The organism is Streptomyces sp. NPDC001914, from assembly GCF_042891215.1.
Classification (GTDB): Bacteria; Actinomycetota; Actinomycetes; order Streptomycetales; family Streptomycetaceae; genus Streptomyces.
This window is the reverse complement of record NZ_JBIASW010000009.1, coordinates 358626-380164: the sequence shown is the minus strand read 5'-3', so window position 1 is coordinate 380164 and position 21539 is coordinate 358626. Positions and strand designations below refer to the sequence as shown.

The following is a 21539-nucleotide window of genomic DNA, read 5'->3' as shown; positions in this document are numbered from 1 at the left end:
CCTCCGTTCCCACAGGGCGGTGGACGCCTTCGGCGAAGGGGCGGCGAGGACATGACCGACATGCGCCGCGCGCGCCGATGGGCCGACGTGTTCGCCCGGTGGACCTCCGGTCTGCTGGCGGTCGGCTCCATGCTGTCGGGATGCCCGCTGCCCGAGCCCTCCGTGCGGAGCGAGGAGCCGGACCGGACGCCGGACACGAGCTGCCGGCCACCGGCCGGCCACCCGGAGCGTCCCGCGGCGCACGTCCCGCCGACGGAGGTGGAGCGGGAGCTCTGGTGCGCGCTGGGCATAGAGGTCCGGCGAACATAGGCGAACATATTCGTGAAGCCGGTCCGGAGAATCCTCGCGACACCACCCCATCGGGGGACAGCTCGCACGGGATTCAGGCCCGATCACGTGAAAATTCGTGTGATGTGAGAGCGTGCAGGGCGTGAGTGAGACACCGACGAATACCCTGCAATACCGCCTTGACGGCCCGGAAGACGCCCCGGTCCTCATACTCGGACCCTCGCTCGGCACCACCTGGCACATGTGGGACAGGCAGATTCCCGAGCTTTCGAAGAGCTGGCGGATCTTCCGTTTCGACCTCCCGGGACACGGCGGAGCTCCCGCCCATCCGGCCGGATCGGTGGCCGAACTCGCCGGGCGGCTGCTGGCGACGCTCGACCGGCTGGGCATCCAGCGCTTCGGGTACGCGGGCTGCGCGTTCGGCGGCGCCATCGGGCTCGAACTGGCGCTGCGGTGCCCCGAGCGCATGGCGTCCCTCGCGCTGATCGCCGCCTCGCCCCGCTTCGGCACGGCCGACGAGTTCCGCCAGCGCGGGGTGATCGTGAGGTCCAACGGTCTGGACCCGATCGCCCGCACCTCGCCCGAACGCTGGTTCACGAGCGGTTTCGCGGCGGCCCAGCCCGCGATCACCGAGTGGGCCGTGCAGATGGTCCGCACCACCGACCCGGGCTGCTACATCGCGGCCTGCGAGGCGCTGGCCGCCTTCGACGTACGGGGCGAACTGGGCATGGTGGGCGTTCCCACCCTCGTCCTGGCCGGCTCCGACGACGAGGTCACCGGGCCCGCGGAGGCGCGCACGCTGGTCGCGGGGATACCGGACGCCCGGCTCGCGGTCGTCCCCGGCGCCTCGCACCTGGTTCCCGTGGAGCAGCCCGCCGCCGTGACGGATCTGCTCGTCCGGCACTTCTCCAGCGCCTGGCTGCCCGCCTTCGAGTCGTCCACCGGCCAGATGGCGGTCCAGGTCGCGCAGGCGTACCCCGTGCAGGCCGCCCCGCCGCCCGTCGCCCCCTTCGCCGAGATCGCCCCGGCCCCCGTCGCGCCCGAGCCCGCGGGGCGGCAGGACCCGTACGACATCGGGATCAAGGTGCGCCGCGAGGTGCTGGGGGACGCGCACGTCGACGGAGCGCTGACCTCGGCGGACGAGTTCTCCGGGGACTTCCAGGAGTTCCTCACCCGCTACGCGTGGGGCGAGATCTGGGACCGTCCCGGACTCGACCGGCGTTCGCGCAGCTGCGTGACGCTGACGGCCCTGGTCGCGGGCGGCCATCTCGACGAGCTCGCCGTCCACACCCGGGCCGCGCTGCGCAACGGTCTCACCCCGGTGGAGATCAAGGAGGTGCTGCTCCAGACGGCCGTCTACTGCGGTGTTCCGGCGGCGAACAGCGCCTTCCGGGTGGCCCAGAAGATCATCCGTGAGGAGACGACCCCCCAGGAGTGAACGGGCGGAGTCGTCCGGCGGACTCGTCCACAGGAGTGACCTCCGGGACGGGCACGGGGGCAGGATGGACTCATGAAGCTCACGAAGAAGTCGCACTCCTGCGTCCGTCTCGACAAGGACGGGCGGACGCTCGTCATCGATCCCGGGGGTTTCAGCGAGGAGGACGCCGCCGTGGGCGCGGACGTCCTCCTCGTCACGCACGAGCACCCCGACCACTTCGACGAGGAGCGGCTCCGCGCGGCCATGGAGGCCAACCCGGCCGCCGAGATCTGGACCCTGCGGTCGGTGGCGGAGAAGGTCTCCGCCGCCTTCCCCGGCCGGGTGCACACCGTCGGTCACGGCGACACCTTCACCGCCGCCGGCTTCGACGTCCAGGTGCACGGCGAACTGCACGCGGTGATCCACCCGGACATCCCGCGCATCACCAACGTCGGCTATCTCGTCGACGGCGGCCGCCTCTTCCATCCCGGGGACGCCCTGACCGTCCCCGACCGGCCGGTCGAGACGCTGATGCTCCCGGTGATGGCGCCGTGGAACAAGATCTCCGAGGTCATCGATTACGTGCGCGAGGTCAAGCCGCAACGCGCGTACGACATCCACGACGCCCTGCTCACGGACCTCGCCCGGCCGATCTACGACCGTCAGATCGGGGCTCTCGGCGGCTCCGAGCATCTGCGGCTCGCGCCGGGAGCGTCGGCGGACGTCTGAGCCGTCGGCGCCGGCGGCCGCGGCAGCCGTGCCGTCCCGGCGGTGAGGGGCGCCGCGGAGTGTCTTCGGCGGACCCGTTGTCGTACCCGCCGGGTAGGTTGTGAGGCATGCGTATCGCCACCTGGAACGTGAACTCGATCACCGCCCGTCTCCCGAGGCTGCTGGCCTGGCTGGAGAGCAGCGGAACGGACGTGCTGTGCCTCCAGGAGGCCAAGGTCGCCGCCGAGCAGTTCCCCGCCGAACAGCTCCGCGAGCTGGGTTACGAGGCGGCCGTGCACGCCACGGGACGGTGGAACGGCGTGGCGGTGATCTCCCGGGTCGGCCTGGAGGACGTGGTCAGGGGCCTGCCCGGCGGCCCCGAGTACGAGGGTGTGGAGGAGCCCCGCGCCGTCTCGGCGACCTGCGGTCCGGTCCGCGTCTGGTCGGTGTACGTACCGAACGGCCGCGAGGTGGACCACGCGCACTACGCGTACAAGCTCCAGTGGTTCGAGGCCCTGCGAGCGGCGGTGGCCGGTGACGCGGGAGGCAGCCGCCCGTTCGCGGTGATGGGCGACTACAACGTGGCGCCCACGGACGACGACGTGTACGACGTGGCCGCGTTCGAGGGGCTGACCCATGTCACGCCGGCCGAGCGTGCCGCGCTGGCGGCCCTGCGCGGGGAGGGTCTGACGGACGTGGTCCCGCGCCCCCTGAAGTACGAGCACCCGTACACGTACTGGGACTACCGCCAGCTCTGCTTCCCGAAGAACCGCGGCATGCGCATCGACCTCGTCTACGGCAACGAGGCGTTCTCGACGGCGGTCAAGGACGCATACGTCGACCGCGAGGAGCGCAAGGGCAAGGGCGCCTCGGACCACGCACCGGTCGTGGTGGACCTGGACGTCTAGGGGGCCCGTCCGGCGCCTGATCCGTCGGACAGGCCGTTGGACCTTCCCCGGGTGCCCGTGACCGTCGGCAGGCGTTCGGCCCGGCGATTGCGGGCACCCTTCTTCATGGGCGGCTCGGGAACCGGTGATGACCCGAGGAGTTTCCCGGGGCGTCACGATTCGCCTGATTCCGTGATGAAATGCCGCGAGCTACATTTTGTTCACATACCGGGAACACGGAGCTTCGACGATCTCACCCACGGAGAGGCCGGTCATGAACATCCCCTTCTTGGACAAGCTGCTCAAGCGGCATCCGGTGCGGCAGGGGCGTCCCCTCGCCAAGGCGTTCGAGGACGACCCGGTGGGTGTGGCCGAACTGCTCTCCGAGTGCGAACTGCTCCGCTCCCAGGCCGCGGCCGTGGGCCTCGAACTGGACGACACCCCGGACTCGTTGGTGGCGCTGGACCAGCTTCTGCCGCTGTGGCGCGACGACCCCGAGGCGCTTCCCTGGCTCGGCAACGACGCCGGTCTCTATCTCGGCACCGTCGTGGTGCGCACCGTGCCGGGTGCCTCCTGGCACGTCTGGCCGGGCGGAAGTCCGGCCGTCCGGCTCCCCTCGGGTCGTGAGATCCCCGTCGTCGAAGCCGGCCTCGACTGGGCCGTGCAGGGTGTCCCCGAGCTGTCCCAGATGTACGCCGAAGCCACGGAGGCCTGACGGAAGGGCGCGAGCGGACGTCCCGGCGACCGGACCGGGGTGGCGTGATGCACCGTCGTGATCACCTCGTCATCCAGCCTCAAATACGGCTAATGACCTGACGTGCGTGTCGCCCCTTATGCGGCGATTTGCATCGATAGTTTGCGGTGACTGCCCGGTCGGCGACAGGCCGGACCGGCATGGCCGTCGATCCCTTGACCGACCTGTACGACGTCACCACGCACTTCGGGGAGCCGCATGTTCCGCAGGACCACGACCTCGCCGACGGCACGGCGGAGGTGGTCGTGATCACCGGCCCGTCGAACATCTCGTCAACTGCCGCGTGAGGCGCGGCCGTCCGTGCCCGGACCCGCCGCTTCCCCGGCGGGGGCGCCGGCGCGTGCCCCTCGCCGGGTGCTTCCCCGGGCCCGGGAGGCCGATCGCGGCGATCCTCGACTACGATTTGCCGTTCATCCCCGTGACGACGGTGATCTCGCCGATCCGCATCGGGATGTGTGTGCCGCTCTCCCGGTCCGCCCCACGGGCGTACGGGCGAAAGCGGCACAGTCCCGAGACCGAGGCCGTTGACGTGGCTCCGGCCGAACCAGGGACGCTGCTGCCGGGTGGGGTACCCCCCACAGCCCCGGGACCGTAGGGGATCAGCAGCTCACAGGGCCAGGCCCGGCCGGCGCCAGCCGGAGATCACTGCTCGCGCAGGGGTACCGACACGTAGGACGGGTCGTGCTCCGGTGAGGAGAAGGTCAGCTGCGCGCCGGACGGGTTGTGCTCCATGTACAAGGGGTCGACCGTGTCGACGACCAGGGCGAGACGATGCCCGGCCGGGACGTCGTACGCCGTGGAGAACAGGTCCAGGTCGACGCCGAACGGCTCGCCGGGCGTCTGCCCGTGGAAGGTGTACGGCGCGTTGCTGACCAGCTTGCCGACGCCGAGCGGGCCCACGTCGTAGAGGTAGGCGATGAAGGTGCCGCTCTCCTCGGTGCCGGTGACCGTGGTGTGCAGCTTGGCGGTCCCCCGCACGCGCTGGGTGCTCGCGTACCTCTCCGACTGCCACACCGCGGTCCAGTAGCGCGGCAGCAGCGGGATCGAGGCCATCGGCGGGATCCGGGTGAGCTGGTCGAGGATGCTGGACAGGAAGATGACCCCGCCGTCCGCGCCGGAGTCGACGTTCGTGTGGATCCGGGTGGTGCCCCCGAGGCCGATCTTCTTCGTCGTGGCGCCGACCGACTTCCAGTCGGGGTAACCCTCGTAGCCGCCTGTGGAGCGGGACTTGAGCTGTACCGGCTGCTCGCGGTCGACGCCGTTGTCCTCGCCCCGCAGATAGTGGTCGAACCAGCGGGCGGTGTCGGTCCATACGTCGTTGGGGAGCCCCAGCAGACCGGTGATCTCGGCGGTGGCGTGGTCGCCGGGACGGAACTCCAGCCGCTTGGGGCCGGTCAGTTCCTCGTAGAACTTGGCGTACTGGTTCGCCGAGAAGATCGTGTCGCCCCAGGTGTTGGCCATGAAGACGGCGGGGCCGTTCTTGTCCAGCTGGTTCAGGTACGTCCCGGGAGAACGTTTCTTCCCCCAGTCGAGCAGGTTCTGCTCCTTCGCGAGGTTCCCGGAGAAGAAGTCCTTGAACACCTGCTGGGTCTCGGCGCTGGGGTGGCCCGTGATGTGCCCGACGCCGTCCAGCAGGGCGGCCGCCTGGACGTGTTCGGTGCGGCCGGAGTAGATCGACGTGGTCAGGTCCGCCCAGCCGCTCAAGGCCGCGACCGCCTTGATGCGCTTGTCGTGGGCGGCGGCCAGCAGGCTGATCCCGGCGCCGTACGAGACGCCCGCGACGCCCACCTTCCGTGCGTCGGCCGGGGTGTTGGCGAGTGCCCAGTCGATCACCTTGGACACGTCCGCGGTGTCGCGGGGGCCGGCGACGTCTATCTCGCCGCCCGACTGCCAGAACCCGCGGACGTTGTAACCGACGACCACGTAACCGGAGTTCGCGAGCTTCTGGGCCTGTGCGAGGTACTCGACCTGTGGCAGGCCCCAGCTGGTGGGCAGCACGATGAGCGGGTAGGCGCGGGTGCCGTCCGCTCCCGCGGGGGTGACGACGTTGGCCTTGAGGATGGTGTCGCCGTCACCGGAGATGTCGACGAAGCGGACACCTCCGGAGCTGTCTGAGGCCTGGGCCGCGGGGGCCAGGCCGAGGCTCGCGGCGGCGATCACCGTCGCCGAGACGACGCCGACGGCGGACGTGCGCAGGGGGTTGCGACCGTTTCCCAACGGGTCACTCCTCACTTGGTCAGTGCAAGGTGACCCGACGGTAACCGCGGCGGCTTACTCGAAGTAACCCGTCGGTAAGTTACGTGGGAGTAACGATTGTTGAAGTGTTCATTTCCATCCGTTCAAACCTCGACGGGCAGTGCCGCCACGAACGGCCGGAAAGCGCCGCACCCCGCGAACCGGGCGTCACGAACGCCGGCGCTGCCGGGGCGCGGCCGTCTTCGCCGCGGCCTCCCCGTCCTCACCGGAGCCGGACGCCGGGTCCGGTGCCGGGTCCAGGGCCGGCGGCGTCGGCAGCGGGGCCTGGGCCGCGCGGGTGACGTCCGCGACGACCTCGACGACATCGGGGCCGTACGCCTGGGAGTTCACGACCTTCAGGAGCAGGACGAAGCTGTTGCCGCCGTGCTTGCGGGCGAGGCGCGCGTGGTTGCGGGCGAGATAGCGCGTCGCCGCCTGGTTGGTGATCGCACGCTGGCCGCAGAAGAGGAAGACCGGTCTCACGTCACGGCTCTGGCCCGCGGTCAGCCGGGCGAGGATCACGTACTCGGCCTGGCCCGACTCCAGCCGGTAGCGCTCGCTGCCGATCTGGAAGGCGCCCCGGTCGGGCCCGCGCCCGGAGTCGACGTTGACCTGCACGCCCGGCAGCAGGGACTGCAGGTGCGCGGCCATGCGTCGGTTCGAGGCCGGCCCGCCCACACAGAACTCCGTACGCTCGCCGAAGCCCTGCTGGGTCGCGTCGTGCGCTATGACCTGGGCGTGCGCGCCGCAGTCCTTGATGAGCGCGGACAGTTCGAGAAGCGCGAACACGTCGTGCCGCATCACCGTCAGCTCCGGACCGCCCGCCTCACGGTTCACCACGAGGAGGGACTCGGAGTTGTCGGGCAGCCCGAAGAACGCCTGCTTGCGGCGGAGCTTGCGCTTCCACAGGTAGGTACGGGCGACCCAGCCGAGCGCGGCACTGAGGCCGGTGGCAAGGACGCCGAGGACGATGTTGCGCACGTCGTCATTCATGTGCGCGCATGCTAGCGGGCCCACGGAACCCTGTTCGAGGGGGCCTGACGTGGTCACCGCGGTGAAGTTACGCTGCGCGGACGACTGTTGACTGGAGGTATCGATGCGACGCCCTCTTGCGCGGAATCTGACGGTCCTGGCGGTTTCGGCCGCGACGGTATTAGTGGGTGCGGCCGCGCCGCCCGGGGCACCGGGGGCGGGCACGGCCGCGAGGACGCCCGCCGCGAAGGTGCCCGTCGCGGTGGGGTACGGAGGCGCCGTGGCGAGCGTCGATGCGGACGCCTCGGCCGCGGGCATCGAGGTGCTGAGGAAGGGCGGCAACGCCGTCGACGCGGCGGTCGCGACCGCGGCGGCCCTCGGTGTCACCGAGCCCTACTCGTCCGGCATCGGCGGGGGCGGCTACTTCGTCTACTACGACGCCAAGTCCCATGCGGTGCACACGATCGACGGGCGCGAGACGGCCCCCCTGACCGCCGACTCGGGGCTGTTCCTGGAGAACGGCAAGCCGCTCGCCTTCGCCGACGCCGTCACCAGCGGGCTGAGCGTGGGCACACCGGGTACGCCCGCCACCTGGCAGACCGCACTGGACTCGTGGGGCAGCCGGCGCCTGGGCACCGTCCTGGAGCCGGCCGAGCGCATCGCCCGCACCGGGTTCACGGTCGACCCGACCTTCCGCGCGCAGACCGAGTCGAACCAGGCCCGCTTCGCGAACTTCCCCGACACCGCGCGGCTGTTCCTGCCCGGCGGCTCGCTGCCGGTCGTCGGTTCGACCTTCAAGAACCCCGATCTGGCGCGCACGTACGAGGAGTTGGGCAGGAAGGGCACACGCTCCCTCTACACCGGCGAACTCGCCCAGGAGATCGTCGACACCGTCAACAGGCCGCCGGTGAACCCGGCGTCCGGTTACAACGCACGGCCCGGCAAGCTGTCCCTGAGGGATCTCGCGGCCTACGGGGCCAAGCGCCAGGCGCCCACCAGGACTTCGTACCGCGGTCTGAACGTCTACTCGATCGCCCCCTCCTCCTCGGGCGGCACCACCGTCGGTGAAGCGCTCAACATCCTGGAGAAGACGGACCTTTCCAGGGCGAGCGAGACGCAGTACCTGCACCACTTCATCGAGGCGAGCCGGGTCGCGTTCGCGGACCGGGGCCGCTGGGTGGGAGACCCGGCCTTCGAGGACGTGCCGACCAAGGGCCTGCTCTCGCAGGAGTACGCGGACAGCAGGGCCTGCCTCATCAAGGACGACGCCGTGCTGACCAGTCCGCTCGCGCCGGGCGACCCGAGCGCTCCCGCCGCCTGCGCCGGCACCGGGACGGCCGCCCCGACCACGTACGAGGGAGAGAACACGACCCATCTGACGGTGGCCGACAAGTGGGGCAACGTCGTCGCCTACACCCTCACCATCGAGCAGACCGGCGGCAGCGGGATCACCGTCCCGGGACGCGGATTCCTCCTCAACAACGAGCTGACGGACTTCTCCTTCGCCCCGGCCAACCCCGCCGTCCACGACCCGAACCTGCCCGGTCCCGGCAAGCGGCCGCGCTCGTCGATCTCACCGACCATCGTCCTCGACCGGCACGGCAGGCCTGTCGTGGCCCTCGGTTCGCCCGGTGGCGCGAGCATCATCACGACCGTGCTGCAGACGCTGACCCAGTTCGTCGACCGAGGTCTCCCGCTGGTCGACGCGATCGCCGCGCCACGCGCCAGCCAGCGCAACGCTGCCCAGACCGAGCTCGAACCGGGCCTGTACGACAGCCCGTTGAGGGCCGGGCTCGAAGGCATCGGGCACTCCTTCAAGGTGAACCCGGAGATCGGCGCTGCCACCGGCGTCCAGCGCCTGGCGAACGGCACATGGCTGGCCGCCGCGGAGAAGGTCCGCCGGGGCGGAGGCTCGGCCATGGTCGTACGGCCCGCGTCCTAGCCGTCGGGCCCCGGCGGCGCCGAGACCGCCGCACCGCGGGGCGGGGTGCGCCCCGCCCCGCGGCCATGGGCGTCCGACGGATGGGCGTGCGTCCGTCCCGTGGTTACCGGTGTCCGAGGGGTGGTGTGTCCGCCCGGCGGTCGCGGGGGCCCGAGAAGGTGGTGCGCGTCCGTCCCGTGGTTGCGGGTGCCCGAAGGGCGTGTGTCCGTCTCGCGGGCGCGGGTGTCGGAGGGGTCAGCGGGCCGTCAGGATGCGCGGGCCCGAGTTCGTGATGGCCACCGTGTGTTCCGCGTGCGCCGCGCGGGAGCCGTCGTTCGTGCGCAGCGTCCAGCCGTCGGGTGCGGCGTGGTAGCCGTCCGTGCCGCCGCCGATGAGCATCGGCTCGATGGCGAGGACCATGCCGTGCCGCAGCGGCATCCCGCGTCCCGGGCGGCCCTCGTTCGGGACGCCCGGGTCCTCGTGCATCCGGCGTCCGATGCCGTGACCGCCGAACCCGTCCGGGATTCCGTACCCGGCCGCCCGGCACACCGTGCCGATCGCGTGCGCGATGTCCCCGATGCGGTTGCCGACGACCGCCGCCTCGATCCCCGCGGCCAGGGCCCGCTCCGCGGTCTCCACGAGCCGCGCGTCGCCGGGGCGCGGCTCGCCCACGATGAAGCTGATCGCCGAGTCGCCCACCCAGCCGCCCAGTTCGGCGCCGAAGTCGATGGAGACGAGATCGCCATCGCGCAGCCGGTAGCCCGTCGGGATGCCGTGCACGATCGCCTCGTTCACGGAGGCGCAGACGACCGCGGGGAAGGGTGTGGGCGCGAAGGAGGGGTGATAGCCGAGGAAGGGTGACGTGGCCCCCGCGTCGCGCAGGACCTGATGCGCCACCTCGTCCAGCTCCAGCAGGGAGACGCCCACGCCGGCGGCCTCGCGCACGGCCGTGAGTGCCCTGCCCACGACCTGGCCGGCCGCGTACATCTCGTCGATCGATGTGTCGGTCTTCAGTTCCACCATGCCAATTACTATACCGGTATTAGAATGGTGTCATGGTGCGAACCCCTCTGACCCCCGAAGAGCGCGAACGCGGCGAGCGGCTAGGGCGGCTGCTGCGCGAGGCCCGCGGCGGACGCAGCATGGCGGATATCGCCGGGGTGGCGGGGATCTCCGCGGAGACCCTGCGCAAGATCGAGACCGGGCGCGCGCCCACCCCGGCCTTCTTCACGATCGCCGCGCTGGCACGGGCCCTCGGTCTCTCGATGGATGAGTTGGTCGTCAGGTGTGCGCTGATGCCGGCGGCGTGAGGGCGGGCCCGACGCTCCGGGGGTTCCGTGCCGGGTGCCGGGTGCCGAGCCCCGTGTGTCGGATGCCGGATGCCGGATGCCGGGCCCCGCGTGCCGGGTGTCGCGGTCCGGCTTTGGCCGGCTCGTGCTGAGAAATTGTTGAATTCACTGACCATTCCCTTGTCGTCTACGCGCGTAGTCACTAACCTCCGGCCATGTCGAACACCAACGCCCGCTCCGGCGTGGCGACTTCGCAGCAGCCGGCGCCCGGCGGAGCGCGGCCTTCCATCCCCGCAGAGCGCGCGGCGAGACGTGGACGCCGTACGCGCATGATCGTGCGGCTCGTCTGCACCGATCTCGACGGCACACTGCTCGACTCGTCCGGCGCCATCCGTGAACGCACCCTGAGTACGCTCGCGGAGGCGGAGCGGGCCGGGATCGCCGTGGTGGGCGTGACCGGACGGCCCGTCCGCGACACCCTGGACCTAGCCCGGCGCCACGGGCTCACCGGGCCCGTGGTGTGCAGCAACGGCGCGGTGACCGTGGACGTCCGGTCGGGGCGGCTGCTGGACTGCCGGGGATTCGGCCCCGGCGACGCGGCGGGGATCCTGCGCGCGGTCCGTGACGCGGTGCCCGGGGTCGCGCTGGGGGTCGACTCCGTGTCCGGGCTCCGGCTGGAGACGGCCTTCGTGCGGCTGGTGCCGAACGCCTGGCGTCATGTGGCGCTGGACGGTGTGTCCGCGCCGGCGGACGCGGACCCGGTGGTCAAGATCCTTGCCGCCCACCCGATGCTGCTCGTGGACGAACTCGCCGCCGTGATCGCCTCGGTCGTGGGGGACCGTGCGGTGATCACGAGATCCACCGGTGACTTCCTCGAAATGTCCGCCCCCGGCGTCGACAAGGGTCAGGCGCTGCGGACGCTCGCCGAGCGGGGCGGGATTCCGGCGGAACACACCGCCGCCGTCGGCGACATGCCCAACGACATCCCGATGCTGCGCGCGGCCGGGCTCGCCGCCGCCGTCGCCAACGCCCACGAGGACATCCTGCGCGCCGCCGACATCGTGCTGCCCAGCAACGACGACGAGGGCGTCGCCGCTCTCGTCCGGCTCGTACTGCCCCGCGCGGCGGCGGTGGAGGCGTGCCGCATCTGAGCGTGCGGTGACGTCCGCCGGTCCGCTCGCGCGGCCCGCGGTGGGCTGTTCGTACCGGCGTGCGCCCGGGTTTCGTCCGGGCGCACGCCCGCGCGGGGGCGCTCCGGTGCGCCCTGCCGCGAGATCTCTGCGTCCCCGCCGAAAACTCCCCGTAGTCGATCCGTAACACGACTCGTGTTCGCTGTCGGGTCGAAGCGCTCACGTCGGGCAGGGAGTTGAGTGATGGCTGTAGGACAACTCCCGGTACAGGTACTGGAGTTCGCGCGGTATCTGAACGGGCTTGTGGACCGGCTCGACCGCGGCGGCGGCTGGTGCGGGGTCTTCTGGCAACGGGACCCCGACGGCATGCAGGCGTGCCTCGAAGGGCGGGAGGTGCCACCGTGGGACGTCGTGGAGGCACTCCTCCAGGATGTCTTCGGGCAGTACGGGGAACGTGCCGCCGCCCAGGAGACGGTACGGGCCCGGGCGCTGCACGCCGCCTCGCTGACCGCGTACGACGTCCGTCCGGGCGGCCGTGACGCGCTCGGCGACCGCCTGGACGTCATGCTCCGCGAACAGCGGTACGCCGCGGAACGCCAGGCCGAACTGAGCGGACGGCTCCCTTCGGCCGCTTCCCAGGGGGAGGCCGAGGCGATCCGGGCGGACCTCGCCTGGGCTCAGGACGATCACCAGCGGGCCACCGCGCGGTGCGCCGAACTGCTCCACCGCATGGACAACGTCGACCGCCACGCCCATCGCGCCCGGGAGCGGAGTGCGCCGCATCCGCCGGCCGCGGCCACCGGGGACGGAATGTGGCGGCCGGGGCCGGAGAACCGGCCGGACGTGTCCGGGGGGCACCGGCCCGGACGTCACCCCTCGGAGGGGGGCCGGCCCGACGGGAACCTGTTCGCGGGGGACCCGTCCGGACCGGGAACGGGCCACGCACCGGGCCATACGCCGGGCCGCGCACCGGGCCGCGACGCGCGGTCTCTGCCCGCGGACCAGGCGCCGGGCCCCGATGCCCGGCCCTTCGATGCGGACCGTGCGCCGGGTCCCGATCCTCGGTCCTTCGCCACGGATCACCCGAGCGGTCGCGAGGTCCACCCCACGGGCGCGTCCGTCGGCACTCCGCAGGACGACCGGCACGACCACGGGCGCGTGGCGGCGGCCGGTCCGGCGCGCGACACGGCGACCCCCGGCGGCGACCCGCATCCGGGCAAGCGTGCCAAGCGGCGTCGTCGAGGCAGTGCCCGTTTCGCCGGGATGGTGGAGCCGGACGTGGCGCCCGTGGCCGTGCCGGAGACCGGTCCCGTGCTGCCCGCCCCGACCGTGCGGGGCGCAAGTACGCCCCGCGGCGCGCGTTTCGCGGGGGCCGCCGAGGAGCCCGCCCGTTCCCACGCGGCGACCGGGCCGGAACTGCCGGACGAGGACGCGCGGCGGCTCATCGGGGAGAGCGTCGCGGCGCTGACGCGGCTGCGCGGAGAGGGCCGCAGCGGCGAGGCGCACGTCCTGCTCGTCGAAGCGGCGTACTGGCCCCCCGCCCGCTTCCCCCTGCTCGCCGCCGAACTGCACCGCGCCGGGCTCGACGCGGACTGGGCCACCCTGCTCTGGGAGGCGGCCTCGCTGCCCGCCGACCGACTGGTCGCCGCGGCCGACGCGCTCGCCACCGCCGGCCGCGTCGCCGACGGCCGGCAGATGCTGCGCCAAGGCGTCACCCGGCCCGCCCCCGAGATAGCGGCCGCCGTCCTCGGCCTCACCGACGAGGGCCGCGGCCGCGAGGTCGGCGCTCTCCTCGACGCGTACGTCCGCGTGCGCACCCCGGAGGAGGCCGCCCGAAGCGCCGAGACGGACCCGGAGCGCCTCGTGCCGCTGCTCCTGCGGGCGGCTCAGGGAGTGTCCGACGAATGCGGATGGGACCTGCTCCACGCTCTGCGCGTGGCCGGATTCGCGGCATGACATGCCTCCGGCGAGGGACCTGACGCACACCTCGCCGGGCACCGGTCACGGTTGACCCTGCCCTCGGCAGGCGCGTGGGCGTCCGCACGCTGTTGCCCGTGCGCGCACGCGCACAGGTGACATCGGAGTGCGGCGCGAACGGTGAGGCGCCGGGCCTCGGGTGCGTTCGCGCGCGACGGACCGGGCGGTCGCCCGATCGGCCGCACCTCCCGTTTCACCGGCCACGTCACTCACCCGGGAGGGTCAGAAACGTGATCGACTCAGCGGGTTAACGACGATGGTCTTGGCAAGGCTGTCCGGGGGGCTTACTTTCGAGCCTCTACAGCTTTGTCTACGGGCGTAGAGGCTCTCTGACGTCCCGTCGAAGGAGCAGCTCATGGGCAACGTCGTACGTGCCGCCCTGGTCCAGGCCACCTGGACCGGCGACACCGCATCCATGGTCGCCAAGCACGAGGAACACGCCCGTGAGGCGGCCCGGCAGGGTGCCAAGGTCATCGGGTTCCAGGAAGTCTTCAACGCCCCCTACTTCTGCCAGGTCCAGGAGCCGGAGCACTACGCCTGGGCGGAGCCGGTCCCCGACGGTCCCACCGTCACCCGTATGTGTGAGCTCGCGCGCGAGACCGGCATGGTGATCGTCGTCCCCGTGTTCGAGGTCGAGCAGTCCGGGTTCTACTACAACACCGCGGCCGTGATCGACGCCGACGGCACCTACCTCGGGAAGTACCGCAAGCACCACATCCCGCAGGTGAAGGGCTTCTGGGAGAAGTACTACTTCAAGCCCGGCAACCTCGGCTGGCCCGTCTTCGACACGGCCGTCGGCCGGGTCGGGGTCTACATCTGCTACGACCGGCACTTCCCCGAGGGCTGGCGGCAGCTCGGTCTGAACGGCGCCCAGCTCGTGTACAACCCCTCCGCCACCTCCCGCGGCCTCTCCGCCTACCTCTGGCAGCTCGAACAGCCCGCGGCGGCCGTCGCCAACGAGTACTTCATCGCCGCGATCAACAGGGTCGGGCAGGAGGAGTACGGCGACAACGACTTCTACGGAACCTCGTACTTCGTCGACCCGCGCGGCCAGTTCGTCGGCGAGCGGGCGAGCGACAAGTCCGAGGAACTCGTCGTCCGCGACCTGGACTTCGGCCTCATCGAGGAAGTACGCCAACAATGGGCGTTCTACCGCGACCGGCGCCCCGACGCCTACGAAGGGCTGGTGCGGCCATGACCGACCTGTACACCCGCCACCAGGCCGTCCTGCCGGACTGGCTCGCCCTGTACTACGAGGACCCGATCGAGATCACCCACGGCGAGGGCCGCCACGTCTGGGACTCCAAGGGAAACAGGTACCTCGACTTCTTCGGCGGCATCCTCACCACGATGACCGCGCACGCCCTGCCCGAGGTGACGAAGGCCGTCAGCGAGCAGGCCGGCCGGATCATCCACTCCTCGACGCTCTACCTCAACCGGCCGATGGTCGAACTCGCCGAACGCGTCGCCCAGTTGTCCGGCATCCCCGACGCCCGCGTCTTCTTCACCACCTCCGGCACCGAGGCCAACGACACGGCCCTGTTGCTCGCCACCGCCCACCGGCGCAGCAACCAGATCCTCGCCATGCGCAACAGCTACCACGGCCGGTCGTTCAGCGCGGTCGGGATCACCGGCAACAAGGGCTGGTCACCGACCTCCCTGTCGCCGCTCCAGACGCTGTACGTGCACGGCGGTGTCCGCACCCGCGGTCCCTACGCCGACCTGGACGACACCGCCTTCGTCGATGCCTGCGTCGAGGATCTGAAGGACCTGCTCGGCCATGTCCGCCCGCCCGCCGCGCTGATCGCCGAACCGATCCAGGGCGTGGGCGGCTTCACCGCACCCCCCGACGGCCTGTACGCGGCCTTCCGCGACGTCCTCCAGCAGCACGGCGTCCTCTGGATCGCCGACGAGGTGCAGACCGGCTGGGGCCGCACCGGCGAGCACTTCTGGGGCTGGCAGGCCCACGCCGCCTCCGGTCCGCCCGACATGCTCACCTTCGCCAAGGGCATCGGCAACGGCATGTCCATCGGGGGAGTGGTCGCCCGCGCCGAGATCATGAACTGCCTGGACTCCAACTCCATCTCGACCTTCGGTGGTTCACCGGTCACGATGGCGGCGGGGCTCGCGAATCTCACCTACCTCCTCGAACACGACCTCCAGGGCAACGCCCGCCGTGTCGGCGGCCTCCTCATCGAACGGCTCCGCGCGGTCGCCGCGCAGTTCGACGGCGTCCGCGAGGTGCGCGGGCGCGGACTGATGATCGGCATCGAGCTGGTCAGGCCCGGAACCGACCGCGCGCACCCCGAAGGAGCCGCAGCGGTACTCGAAGCGGCCCGCGAGGAGGGCCTGCTGATCGGCAAGGGCGGAGGCCACGACACCAGTGTGCTGCGCATCGCCCCGCCGCTCTCACTCACCGTCGCCGAGGCGGAGGAGGGCGCGTCGATCCTGGAACGCGCCTTGCGGCAGGCCCAGTAACAGATGAGCGAGGGCGGGTGAGCCGAAGGGACGGTGGTCTCGAGGACCCGGCACGCGACGACCCGGGGGTCCGGGTACGCGTCGGGTCCCCGAGGCCGCCCGCAGCGCTCCGGAGGCGAACCGAGCCACGGACGAAGGGGAACGCCGCCATGACCACCGCCTTGGAACCCGCCCTCTCGGTCCGCCAGGTCCTCGCCCTGGACCGGGTGCTGGCGGGGGAGCCCGAGGTGGTGGCCGGCGCCGGCCACCTCGACCGGTCCGTGCGCTGGGTGCACGTGGCCGAGGCCGCCGACGTGGGCGTCATGCTCAGCGGCGGCGAAATGGTCCTCACCACCGGGGTGTTGCTCGCCGGTGACCCCGATGCCCAGGCCGAGTACATCCGTTCGCTGCACCGCGCCGAGGCGGCGGCCGTCGTCCTCGGGCTCGGCCGGGCTTTCCCCGCGCCCCCGGACGTGATGCGCCGCGCCGCCGAACGCTGCGGGCTGCCGATGGTGGTGCTCCATCGTCCCTTCCCGTTCGCCGAGTTGACCGAGGAGGTGCAGTCCCGGCTGGTGCGGCACAAGTTCGCGGCCGTGAGCCTCTCCGAAGCCGTACGCACCGCACTCACCGGACTGATCACCACCGGTGCGTCGCTCCAGCGCATGCTCGACGAGATCGCCGTGCACGCCGCATGCCCCGTCGTCGTGACCAACCTCGCCCACCGGGTCCTCGCCACCGCCGGAGAACGCTCCGCCGTCGACGACGTGCTGCGCGACTGGGACCGCATCGCCCGGCAGGCATGGGGGTACCACCCAGGCCCTTCAGGCACTGGGGGAGGCAGCGCGGGCGACGGATGGATCCGCGCCGAACTGGGCGGCAGGGGGGAGCGCTGGGGCCGCATCGTGCTGTGCGGTCACCGGGGCGACGCGGCGACCGGGCGCCTCCTGGCCGACCGGGCCGCCGAGGCGCTGGTCCTGCACCGCATGCTCGCGGGTCCCGCCCACTCCTGGGAGGCGGAGTCCGCCCAGGGCCTGCTGACCGACCTCGTGAGCGGTGTCGTACCGGCCCGCCAGCTCCTGCCGCGAGCCAGGGCAGCGGGTCTGCCGGTGAACCGCCGTACCTTCGTGCCGCTGGTGGTGCGCGACGGCGACGCCGCCCAACTCGACCGCGTGCTGCGCCTGCTGGGGCTGCCGGGGCTGGTCGCCGAACTGTCCGACGGAGCCACCGCCCTTCTGCTGAGCCTCCCGCGCGACCAGGACGCGGAGGCACTGGCCGAGCACTTCGCCGTACGACTGCGGCACGAGACCGGGGTCCCCTCCACCGTGGCTGCCGCCGCACCCCGCATCGTCTGGGACGACGTGCCCTTCGGACTGCGGGAGGCCCTCCACGTCGCGGAGGCCGCCGCCGACGCGCCCGCCGACGAGGACCGGCCCGCGCTGGTCCGGCTGCGTGACGTCCATCTGCGCGGCCTGGTCCGGCTGTTGCGCGACGACCCGCACGTCCAGTCCTTCGCGGAGCGTGAACTCGACGGGCTGCTGAGCGGTCCCCAGGCGGATCCGCGGCTCCTGCCCGTCCTGCGGACCTATCTCGCCACCGGCCGCAACAAGTCGCGCACGGCGCAGCTCCACCATGTCAGCCGGCCCGCGCTCTACCGCCGTCTGGAGGTCATACAGGCCCGCCTCGGCGTCGACCTCGACGACTTCGAGCAGGCCGCCTCCGTCCACATCGCCCTGCTCGCGCACGACGCACAGCAACGGTGAGAGCCGATGGGCGGCGACAGCGGCGAGGAACCGGCGGGCCGGTCGGGAACCGGCGGCAACAGTCGTGAAACACGGAATCAGCCGGCTGAAACACGGGACGACGCGGAGGTGACACCGTGGAACGGCACAGCACTTCGGACGTGACACGGTGCAACTCAAAGAAGGGGCCGGGGCTTTCTAGTCTCCTCGCACACCGAGCGACCGGAGGTCCCGATGAGCAGAGTGATCCGCGCCGCCGTCTTCCAGACCGCGTGGACCGGCGACAAGGAATCGATGATCCAGGTCCACGAGCAGGCGGCCCGCGACGCGGCCGCGCAGGGCGCACAGGTCCTGTGCTTCCAGGAGCTGTTCTACGGACCGTACTTCTGCCAGGTGCAGGACAAGGAGTTCTACGCGTACGCGGAGCAGATCCCCGAAGGCCCGATCGTCCGGCGCTTCCAGGCGCTGGCGAAGGAGCTGGGCCTCGTCCTCGTCCTGCCGATGTACGAGGAGGAACAGCCCGGGGTCCTGTACAACACGGCGGCCGTGATCGACGCCGACGGCTCCTACCTGGGCAAGTACCGCAAGACCCACATTCCCCAGGTCCCGGGATTCTGGGAGAAGTTCTACTTCCGGCCCGGGAACTCCGGCTGGCCCGTCTTCGACACGGCCGTCGGCCGGATCGGCGTCTACATCTGCTACGACCGGCACTTCCCGGAGGGCTGGCGAGCCCTCGGTCTCGCGGGCGCGGAGATCGTCTTCAACCCGTCGGCCACCTCACGCGGACTCTCCGGCTACCTCTGGCAGCTGGAGCAGCCGGCCGCCGCCGTGGCCAACGAGTACTTCGTGGGTGCGATCAACCGGGTCGGGCAGGAGGAGTACGGCGACAACGACTTCTACGGCACCTCGTACTTCGTGGACCCCGAGGCCCAGTTCGTCGGCGAGGTGGCGAGCGACAAGGAGAGCGAACTCGTCGTCCGCGACCTGGACATGGCCAAGCTCCGCGAGGTCCGCGACCGGTGGCAGTTCTACCGCGACCGCGCCCCGGGCGCGTACGCGCCGCTGACCGCGCCCTGACCGTCCGGAAGGGGCACGCCCCGGTCGTCCGTGTCGCGGGTCCCGCGATCCGAGCGCAGGACCCGCGGCAAGGCACCCGGCACACGCCGTCCCGCGAACCACCCCATGCGCCTCCTCACCGGGCCCATGGGTCTCCTCACCGGGACGCAGCGCCGGCGCCAGCCCCTGACAGCCCCACAACCCCCTCAACGCACCCACGACCGGAAGGAGAGGGAGCATGAGCCGTACCGTCATCCGGGGTGGTCTCGTCATCACCGCGTCCGACGAGATCCACGCCGACGTCCTGATCGAGGACGGCCGGATCGCCGCCCTCGCCGCGACGGGCACGCCCGCGGCCGAGTCGTGGACGGCCGAGCGCACCATCGACGCCACCGGCAAGTACGTGATCCCGGGCGGCGTCGACGCCCACACCCACATGGAACTGCCCTTCGGCGGCACCTTCGCCTCCGACACCTTCGAGACCGGCACCCGGGCCGCCGCGTGGGGCGGCACCACCACCATCATCGACTTCGCCGTCCAGAGCGTCGGCCGCTCGCTGCGCGAGGGTCTGGACGCCTGGAACGCCAAGGCGGACGGCAACTGCGCCATCGACTACGGCTTCCACATGATCGTCTCCGACGTGAACCAGGAGACGCTCAAGGAGATGGACCTGCTGGTCGAGGAGGGCGTCACCTCCTTCAAGCAGTTCATGGCCTACCCGGGCGTCTTCTACAGCGACGACGGCCAGATCCTGCGCGCCATGCAGCGCTCCGCCGAGAACGGCGGGCTCATCATGATGCACGCCGAGAACGGCATCGCCATCGACGTCCTCGTCGAACAGGCGCTGGCCCGGGGCGAGACCGACCCGCGCTTCCACGGGGAGGTGCGCAAGGCGCTCCTGGAGGCCGAGGCCACCCACCGCGCGATCAAGCTCGCCCAGGTGGCGGGCGCCCCGCTCTACGTCGTGCACGTCTCGGCGACCGAGGCCGTCGCCGAACTCGCCCGGGCGCGCGACGAGGGCCTGAACGTCTTCGGCGAGACCTGCCCCCAGTACCTGTTCCTGTCGACCGACAACCTCGCGGAACCGGACTTCGAGGGCGCGAAGTACGTGTGCAGCACGCCGCTTCGCCCCCGGGAACACCAGGCGGCCCTGTGGCGCGGCCTGCGCACGAACGACCTCCAGGTCGTCTCGACGGACCACTGCCCGTTCTGCTTCACCGGCCAGAAGGAACTCGGCCGCGGCGACTTCTCGAAGATCCCCAACGGGCTTCCCGGCGTCGAGAACCGCATGGACCTGCTCCACCAGGCCGTCGTCGACGGGCACATCTCCCGGCGCCGCTGGATCGAGATCGCCTGCGCCACACCGGCCCGGATGTTCGGCCTGTACCCGAAGAAGGGGACCATCGCCCCCGGCGCGGACGCCGACGTCGTCATCTACGACCCGCACGCCGAGCAGGTCATGTCGGTCGAGACCCACCACATGAACGTCGACTACTCGGCGTACGAGGGCAGGCGCGTCACCGGACGGGTCGAGTCGGTCCTCTCGCGCGGCGAAATGGTCATCACCGACCGGGAGTTCACCGGGCGCGCGGGCCACGGCGTCTACACCCCCCGTTCCACCTGTCAGTACCTTCTCTGAGCGACCAGGAGTGGCGCCATGGACTTCGGACTCGTCCTGCAGACAGACCCCCCGGCCTCCCGTGTCATCGACCTGATGAAGCGGGCCGAGGCCAACGGCTTCACGTACGGCTGGACCTTCGACTCGGCCGTGCTCTGGCAGGAACCCTTCGTGATCTACAGTCAGATCCTCGCGAACACCGAGAAGCTGACGGTCGGCCCGATGGTCACCAACCCGGGCACCCGCACCTGGGAGGTCACCGCCTCCACCTTCGCGACGCTCAACGACATGTACGGCAACCGCACGGTGTGCGGCATCGGCCGCGGCGACTCGGCGATGCGCGTCGCCGGACGCAAGCCCAACACCCTGGCCCGGATCAGCGACGCGATGAAGGTCATCCGCGCCCTCGCCCGGGGCGACGAGGCCGACCTCGGCGGCACGGTCGTCCGGTTCCCCTGGGTGAGTCAGGGTGCCGAACTGCCGGTCTGGATGGCCGCGTACGGCCCGAAGGCGCTGAAGATGACCGGCGAGGAGGCCGACGGCTTCATCCTCCAGCTCGCCGACCTCTACCTCACCGAGTACATGGTCAAGGCCGTGAAGGACGCGGCGGCCGCGGCGGGCCGCGACCCCGCCGAGGTGAAGATCTGCGTGGCCGCGCCCGCGTACATCACCGAGGACGACTCGGCCGGCGCGCTCGCCCACGCACGCGAGCAGTGCCGCTGGTTCGGCGGCATGGTGGGCAACCACGTGGCCGACCTGGTCTCCAAGTACGGCGAGCACTCGGCCGCGGTCCCCGACGAACTCACCGACTACATCAAGGCCCGTGAGGGCTACGACTACTCGCACCACGGACGGGCCGACAACCCCGACACCGCGTTCGTCCCCGACGAGATCGTCGACCGCTTCTGCCTGATCGGCACGCCCGAGCGGCACATCGAGAAGCTGAACGCGCTGCGCGAGCTGGGCGTCGACCAGTTCGCCGTCTACGACATGCACGACGCCCAGGAGGCCACGATCGACGCGTACGGAGCGCGGGTCATCCCCGGTATCAACGGGCAGTAACCGAAGGTCATCCCCTCATTCTCCCCTTC

General features: G+C 71.3%; 19 protein-coding genes and 1 pseudogene. 17 read left to right on the top strand and 3 right to left on the bottom strand.

The features are described from left to right. The first annotated feature begins 51 nt into the window (after positions 1 to 51). The 7 genes and pseudogenes from ACFYYF_RS26360 to ACFYYF_RS26330 all read left to right on the top strand — a co-directional run. Positions 52 to 309, top strand: a complete 258-nt coding sequence (locus ACFYYF_RS26360) for a DUF6059 family protein (protein ID WP_388779859.1) — start codon at positions 52 to 54, stop codon at positions 307 to 309. 121 nt (positions 310 to 430) lie between these two features. Further along, complete coding sequence (locus ACFYYF_RS26355) at positions 431 to 1726, top strand: alpha/beta fold hydrolase (RefSeq protein WP_388779856.1); 1296 nt, start codon at positions 431 to 433, stop codon at positions 1724 to 1726. Positions 1727 to 1798: 72 nt separating this feature from the next. Beyond that, positions 1799 to 2434 (top strand): MBL fold metallo-hydrolase, encoded by a 636-nt coding sequence (locus ACFYYF_RS26350; protein ID WP_388779853.1) that lies wholly within the window; start codon positions 1799 to 1801, stop codon positions 2432 to 2434. A gap of 107 nt (positions 2435 to 2541) precedes the next feature. Continuing rightward, a complete protein-coding gene (locus ACFYYF_RS26345; protein WP_361686713.1) occupies positions 2542 to 3321 on the top strand; it encodes an exodeoxyribonuclease III in 780 nt (259 codons plus the stop codon). Positions 3322 to 3574: 253 nt separating this feature from the next. After that, a complete protein-coding gene (locus ACFYYF_RS26340) occupies positions 3575 to 4015 on the top strand; it encodes a DUF6278 family protein (RefSeq protein ID WP_361686709.1) in 441 nt (146 codons plus the stop codon). A gap of 179 nt (positions 4016 to 4194) precedes the next feature. Then, entirely contained in the window at positions 4195 to 4341 is a 147-nt protein-coding gene (locus ACFYYF_RS26335; protein ID WP_388779851.1) for a hypothetical protein, read from the top strand. An 83-nt stretch (positions 4342 to 4424) separates the two neighbouring features. Then, positions 4425 to 4649, top strand: a pseudogene (locus ACFYYF_RS26330) (amino acid ABC transporter permease); the annotation flags it as partial. 47 nt (positions 4650 to 4696) lie between these two features. On the opposite strand, the gene ACFYYF_RS26325 reads toward ACFYYF_RS26330, so the two are convergent. Further along, positions 4697 to 6271: an alpha/beta fold hydrolase gene (locus ACFYYF_RS26325; RefSeq protein WP_388779848.1), complete on the bottom strand. Its 1575-nt coding sequence runs from the start codon at positions 6269 to 6271 to the stop codon at positions 4697 to 4699. A gap of 186 nt (positions 6272 to 6457) precedes the next feature. Continuing rightward, entirely contained in the window at positions 6458 to 7282 is an 825-nt protein-coding gene (locus tag ACFYYF_RS26320; protein ID WP_361686700.1) for a hypothetical protein, read from the bottom strand. A 103-nt stretch (positions 7283 to 7385) separates the two neighbouring features. Here ACFYYF_RS26320 and ggt point away from each other — a divergent pair, with 103 nt between their 5' ends. Then, entirely contained in the window at positions 7386 to 9203 is a 1818-nt protein-coding gene (gene ggt / locus ACFYYF_RS26315; RefSeq protein WP_388779845.1) for a gamma-glutamyltransferase, read from the top strand. Between the two features lie 234 nt (positions 9204 to 9437). Here the strand turns inward: ggt and map are convergent, their stop codons facing one another. Next, positions 9438 to 10205, bottom strand: coding sequence for a type I methionyl aminopeptidase (gene map, locus ACFYYF_RS26310; RefSeq protein ID WP_361686694.1), 768 nt, complete (start codon positions 10203 to 10205; stop codon positions 9438 to 9440). 32 nt (positions 10206 to 10237) lie between these two features. Between map and ACFYYF_RS26305 the strand changes: the two genes are divergently transcribed. From ACFYYF_RS26305 to ACFYYF_RS26265, 9 genes are all read left to right on the top strand, one after another. Further along, entirely contained in the window at positions 10238 to 10492 is a 255-nt protein-coding gene (locus ACFYYF_RS26305; RefSeq protein WP_388779842.1) for a helix-turn-helix domain-containing protein, read from the top strand. 194 nt (positions 10493 to 10686) lie between these two features. Continuing rightward, positions 10687 to 11622 (top strand): HAD hydrolase family protein, encoded by a 936-nt coding sequence (locus ACFYYF_RS26300; protein ID WP_388779839.1) that lies wholly within the window; start codon positions 10687 to 10689, stop codon positions 11620 to 11622. Positions 11623 to 11844: 222 nt separating this feature from the next. Further along, positions 11845 to 13557: a hypothetical protein gene (locus ACFYYF_RS26295; RefSeq protein WP_388779836.1), complete on the top strand. Its 1713-nt coding sequence runs from the start codon at positions 11845 to 11847 to the stop codon at positions 13555 to 13557. A 376-nt stretch (positions 13558 to 13933) separates the two neighbouring features. After that, positions 13934 to 14776 carry a nitrilase-related carbon-nitrogen hydrolase gene (locus ACFYYF_RS26290; RefSeq protein WP_361686682.1) on the top strand — a complete coding sequence of 281 codons (843 nt, stop codon included), beginning with the start codon at positions 13934 to 13936 and terminating at the stop codon, positions 14774 to 14776. After that, the gene (locus ACFYYF_RS26285) at positions 14773 to 16056 is read left to right on the top strand and encodes an aspartate aminotransferase family protein (RefSeq protein WP_388779833.1); all 1284 of its coding nucleotides are present in this window, start codon (positions 14773 to 14775) and stop codon (positions 16054 to 16056) included. The genes ACFYYF_RS26290 and ACFYYF_RS26285 overlap by 4 nt, the downstream gene beginning before the upstream one ends. Before the next feature lie 149 nt (positions 16057 to 16205). Beyond that, complete coding sequence (locus ACFYYF_RS26280; protein ID WP_388779830.1) at positions 16206 to 17795, top strand: PucR family transcriptional regulator; 1590 nt, start codon at positions 16206 to 16208, stop codon at positions 17793 to 17795. 213 nt (positions 17796 to 18008) lie between these two features. Beyond that, positions 18009 to 18851 carry a nitrilase-related carbon-nitrogen hydrolase gene (locus ACFYYF_RS26275; RefSeq protein ID WP_361686673.1) on the top strand — a complete coding sequence of 281 codons (843 nt, stop codon included), beginning with the start codon at positions 18009 to 18011 and terminating at the stop codon, positions 18849 to 18851. A 217-nt stretch (positions 18852 to 19068) separates the two neighbouring features. Next, positions 19069 to 20469: a dihydropyrimidinase gene (hydA, locus tag ACFYYF_RS26270; RefSeq protein ID WP_388779826.1), complete on the top strand. Its 1401-nt coding sequence runs from the start codon at positions 19069 to 19071 to the stop codon at positions 20467 to 20469. A gap of 18 nt (positions 20470 to 20487) precedes the next feature. Beyond that, on the top strand, positions 20488 to 21510 hold the full coding sequence (locus tag ACFYYF_RS26265; protein WP_388779824.1) for a TIGR03842 family LLM class F420-dependent oxidoreductase: 1023 nt from the start codon (positions 20488 to 20490) through the stop codon (positions 21508 to 21510). Positions 21511 to 21539 lie beyond the last annotated feature (29 nt).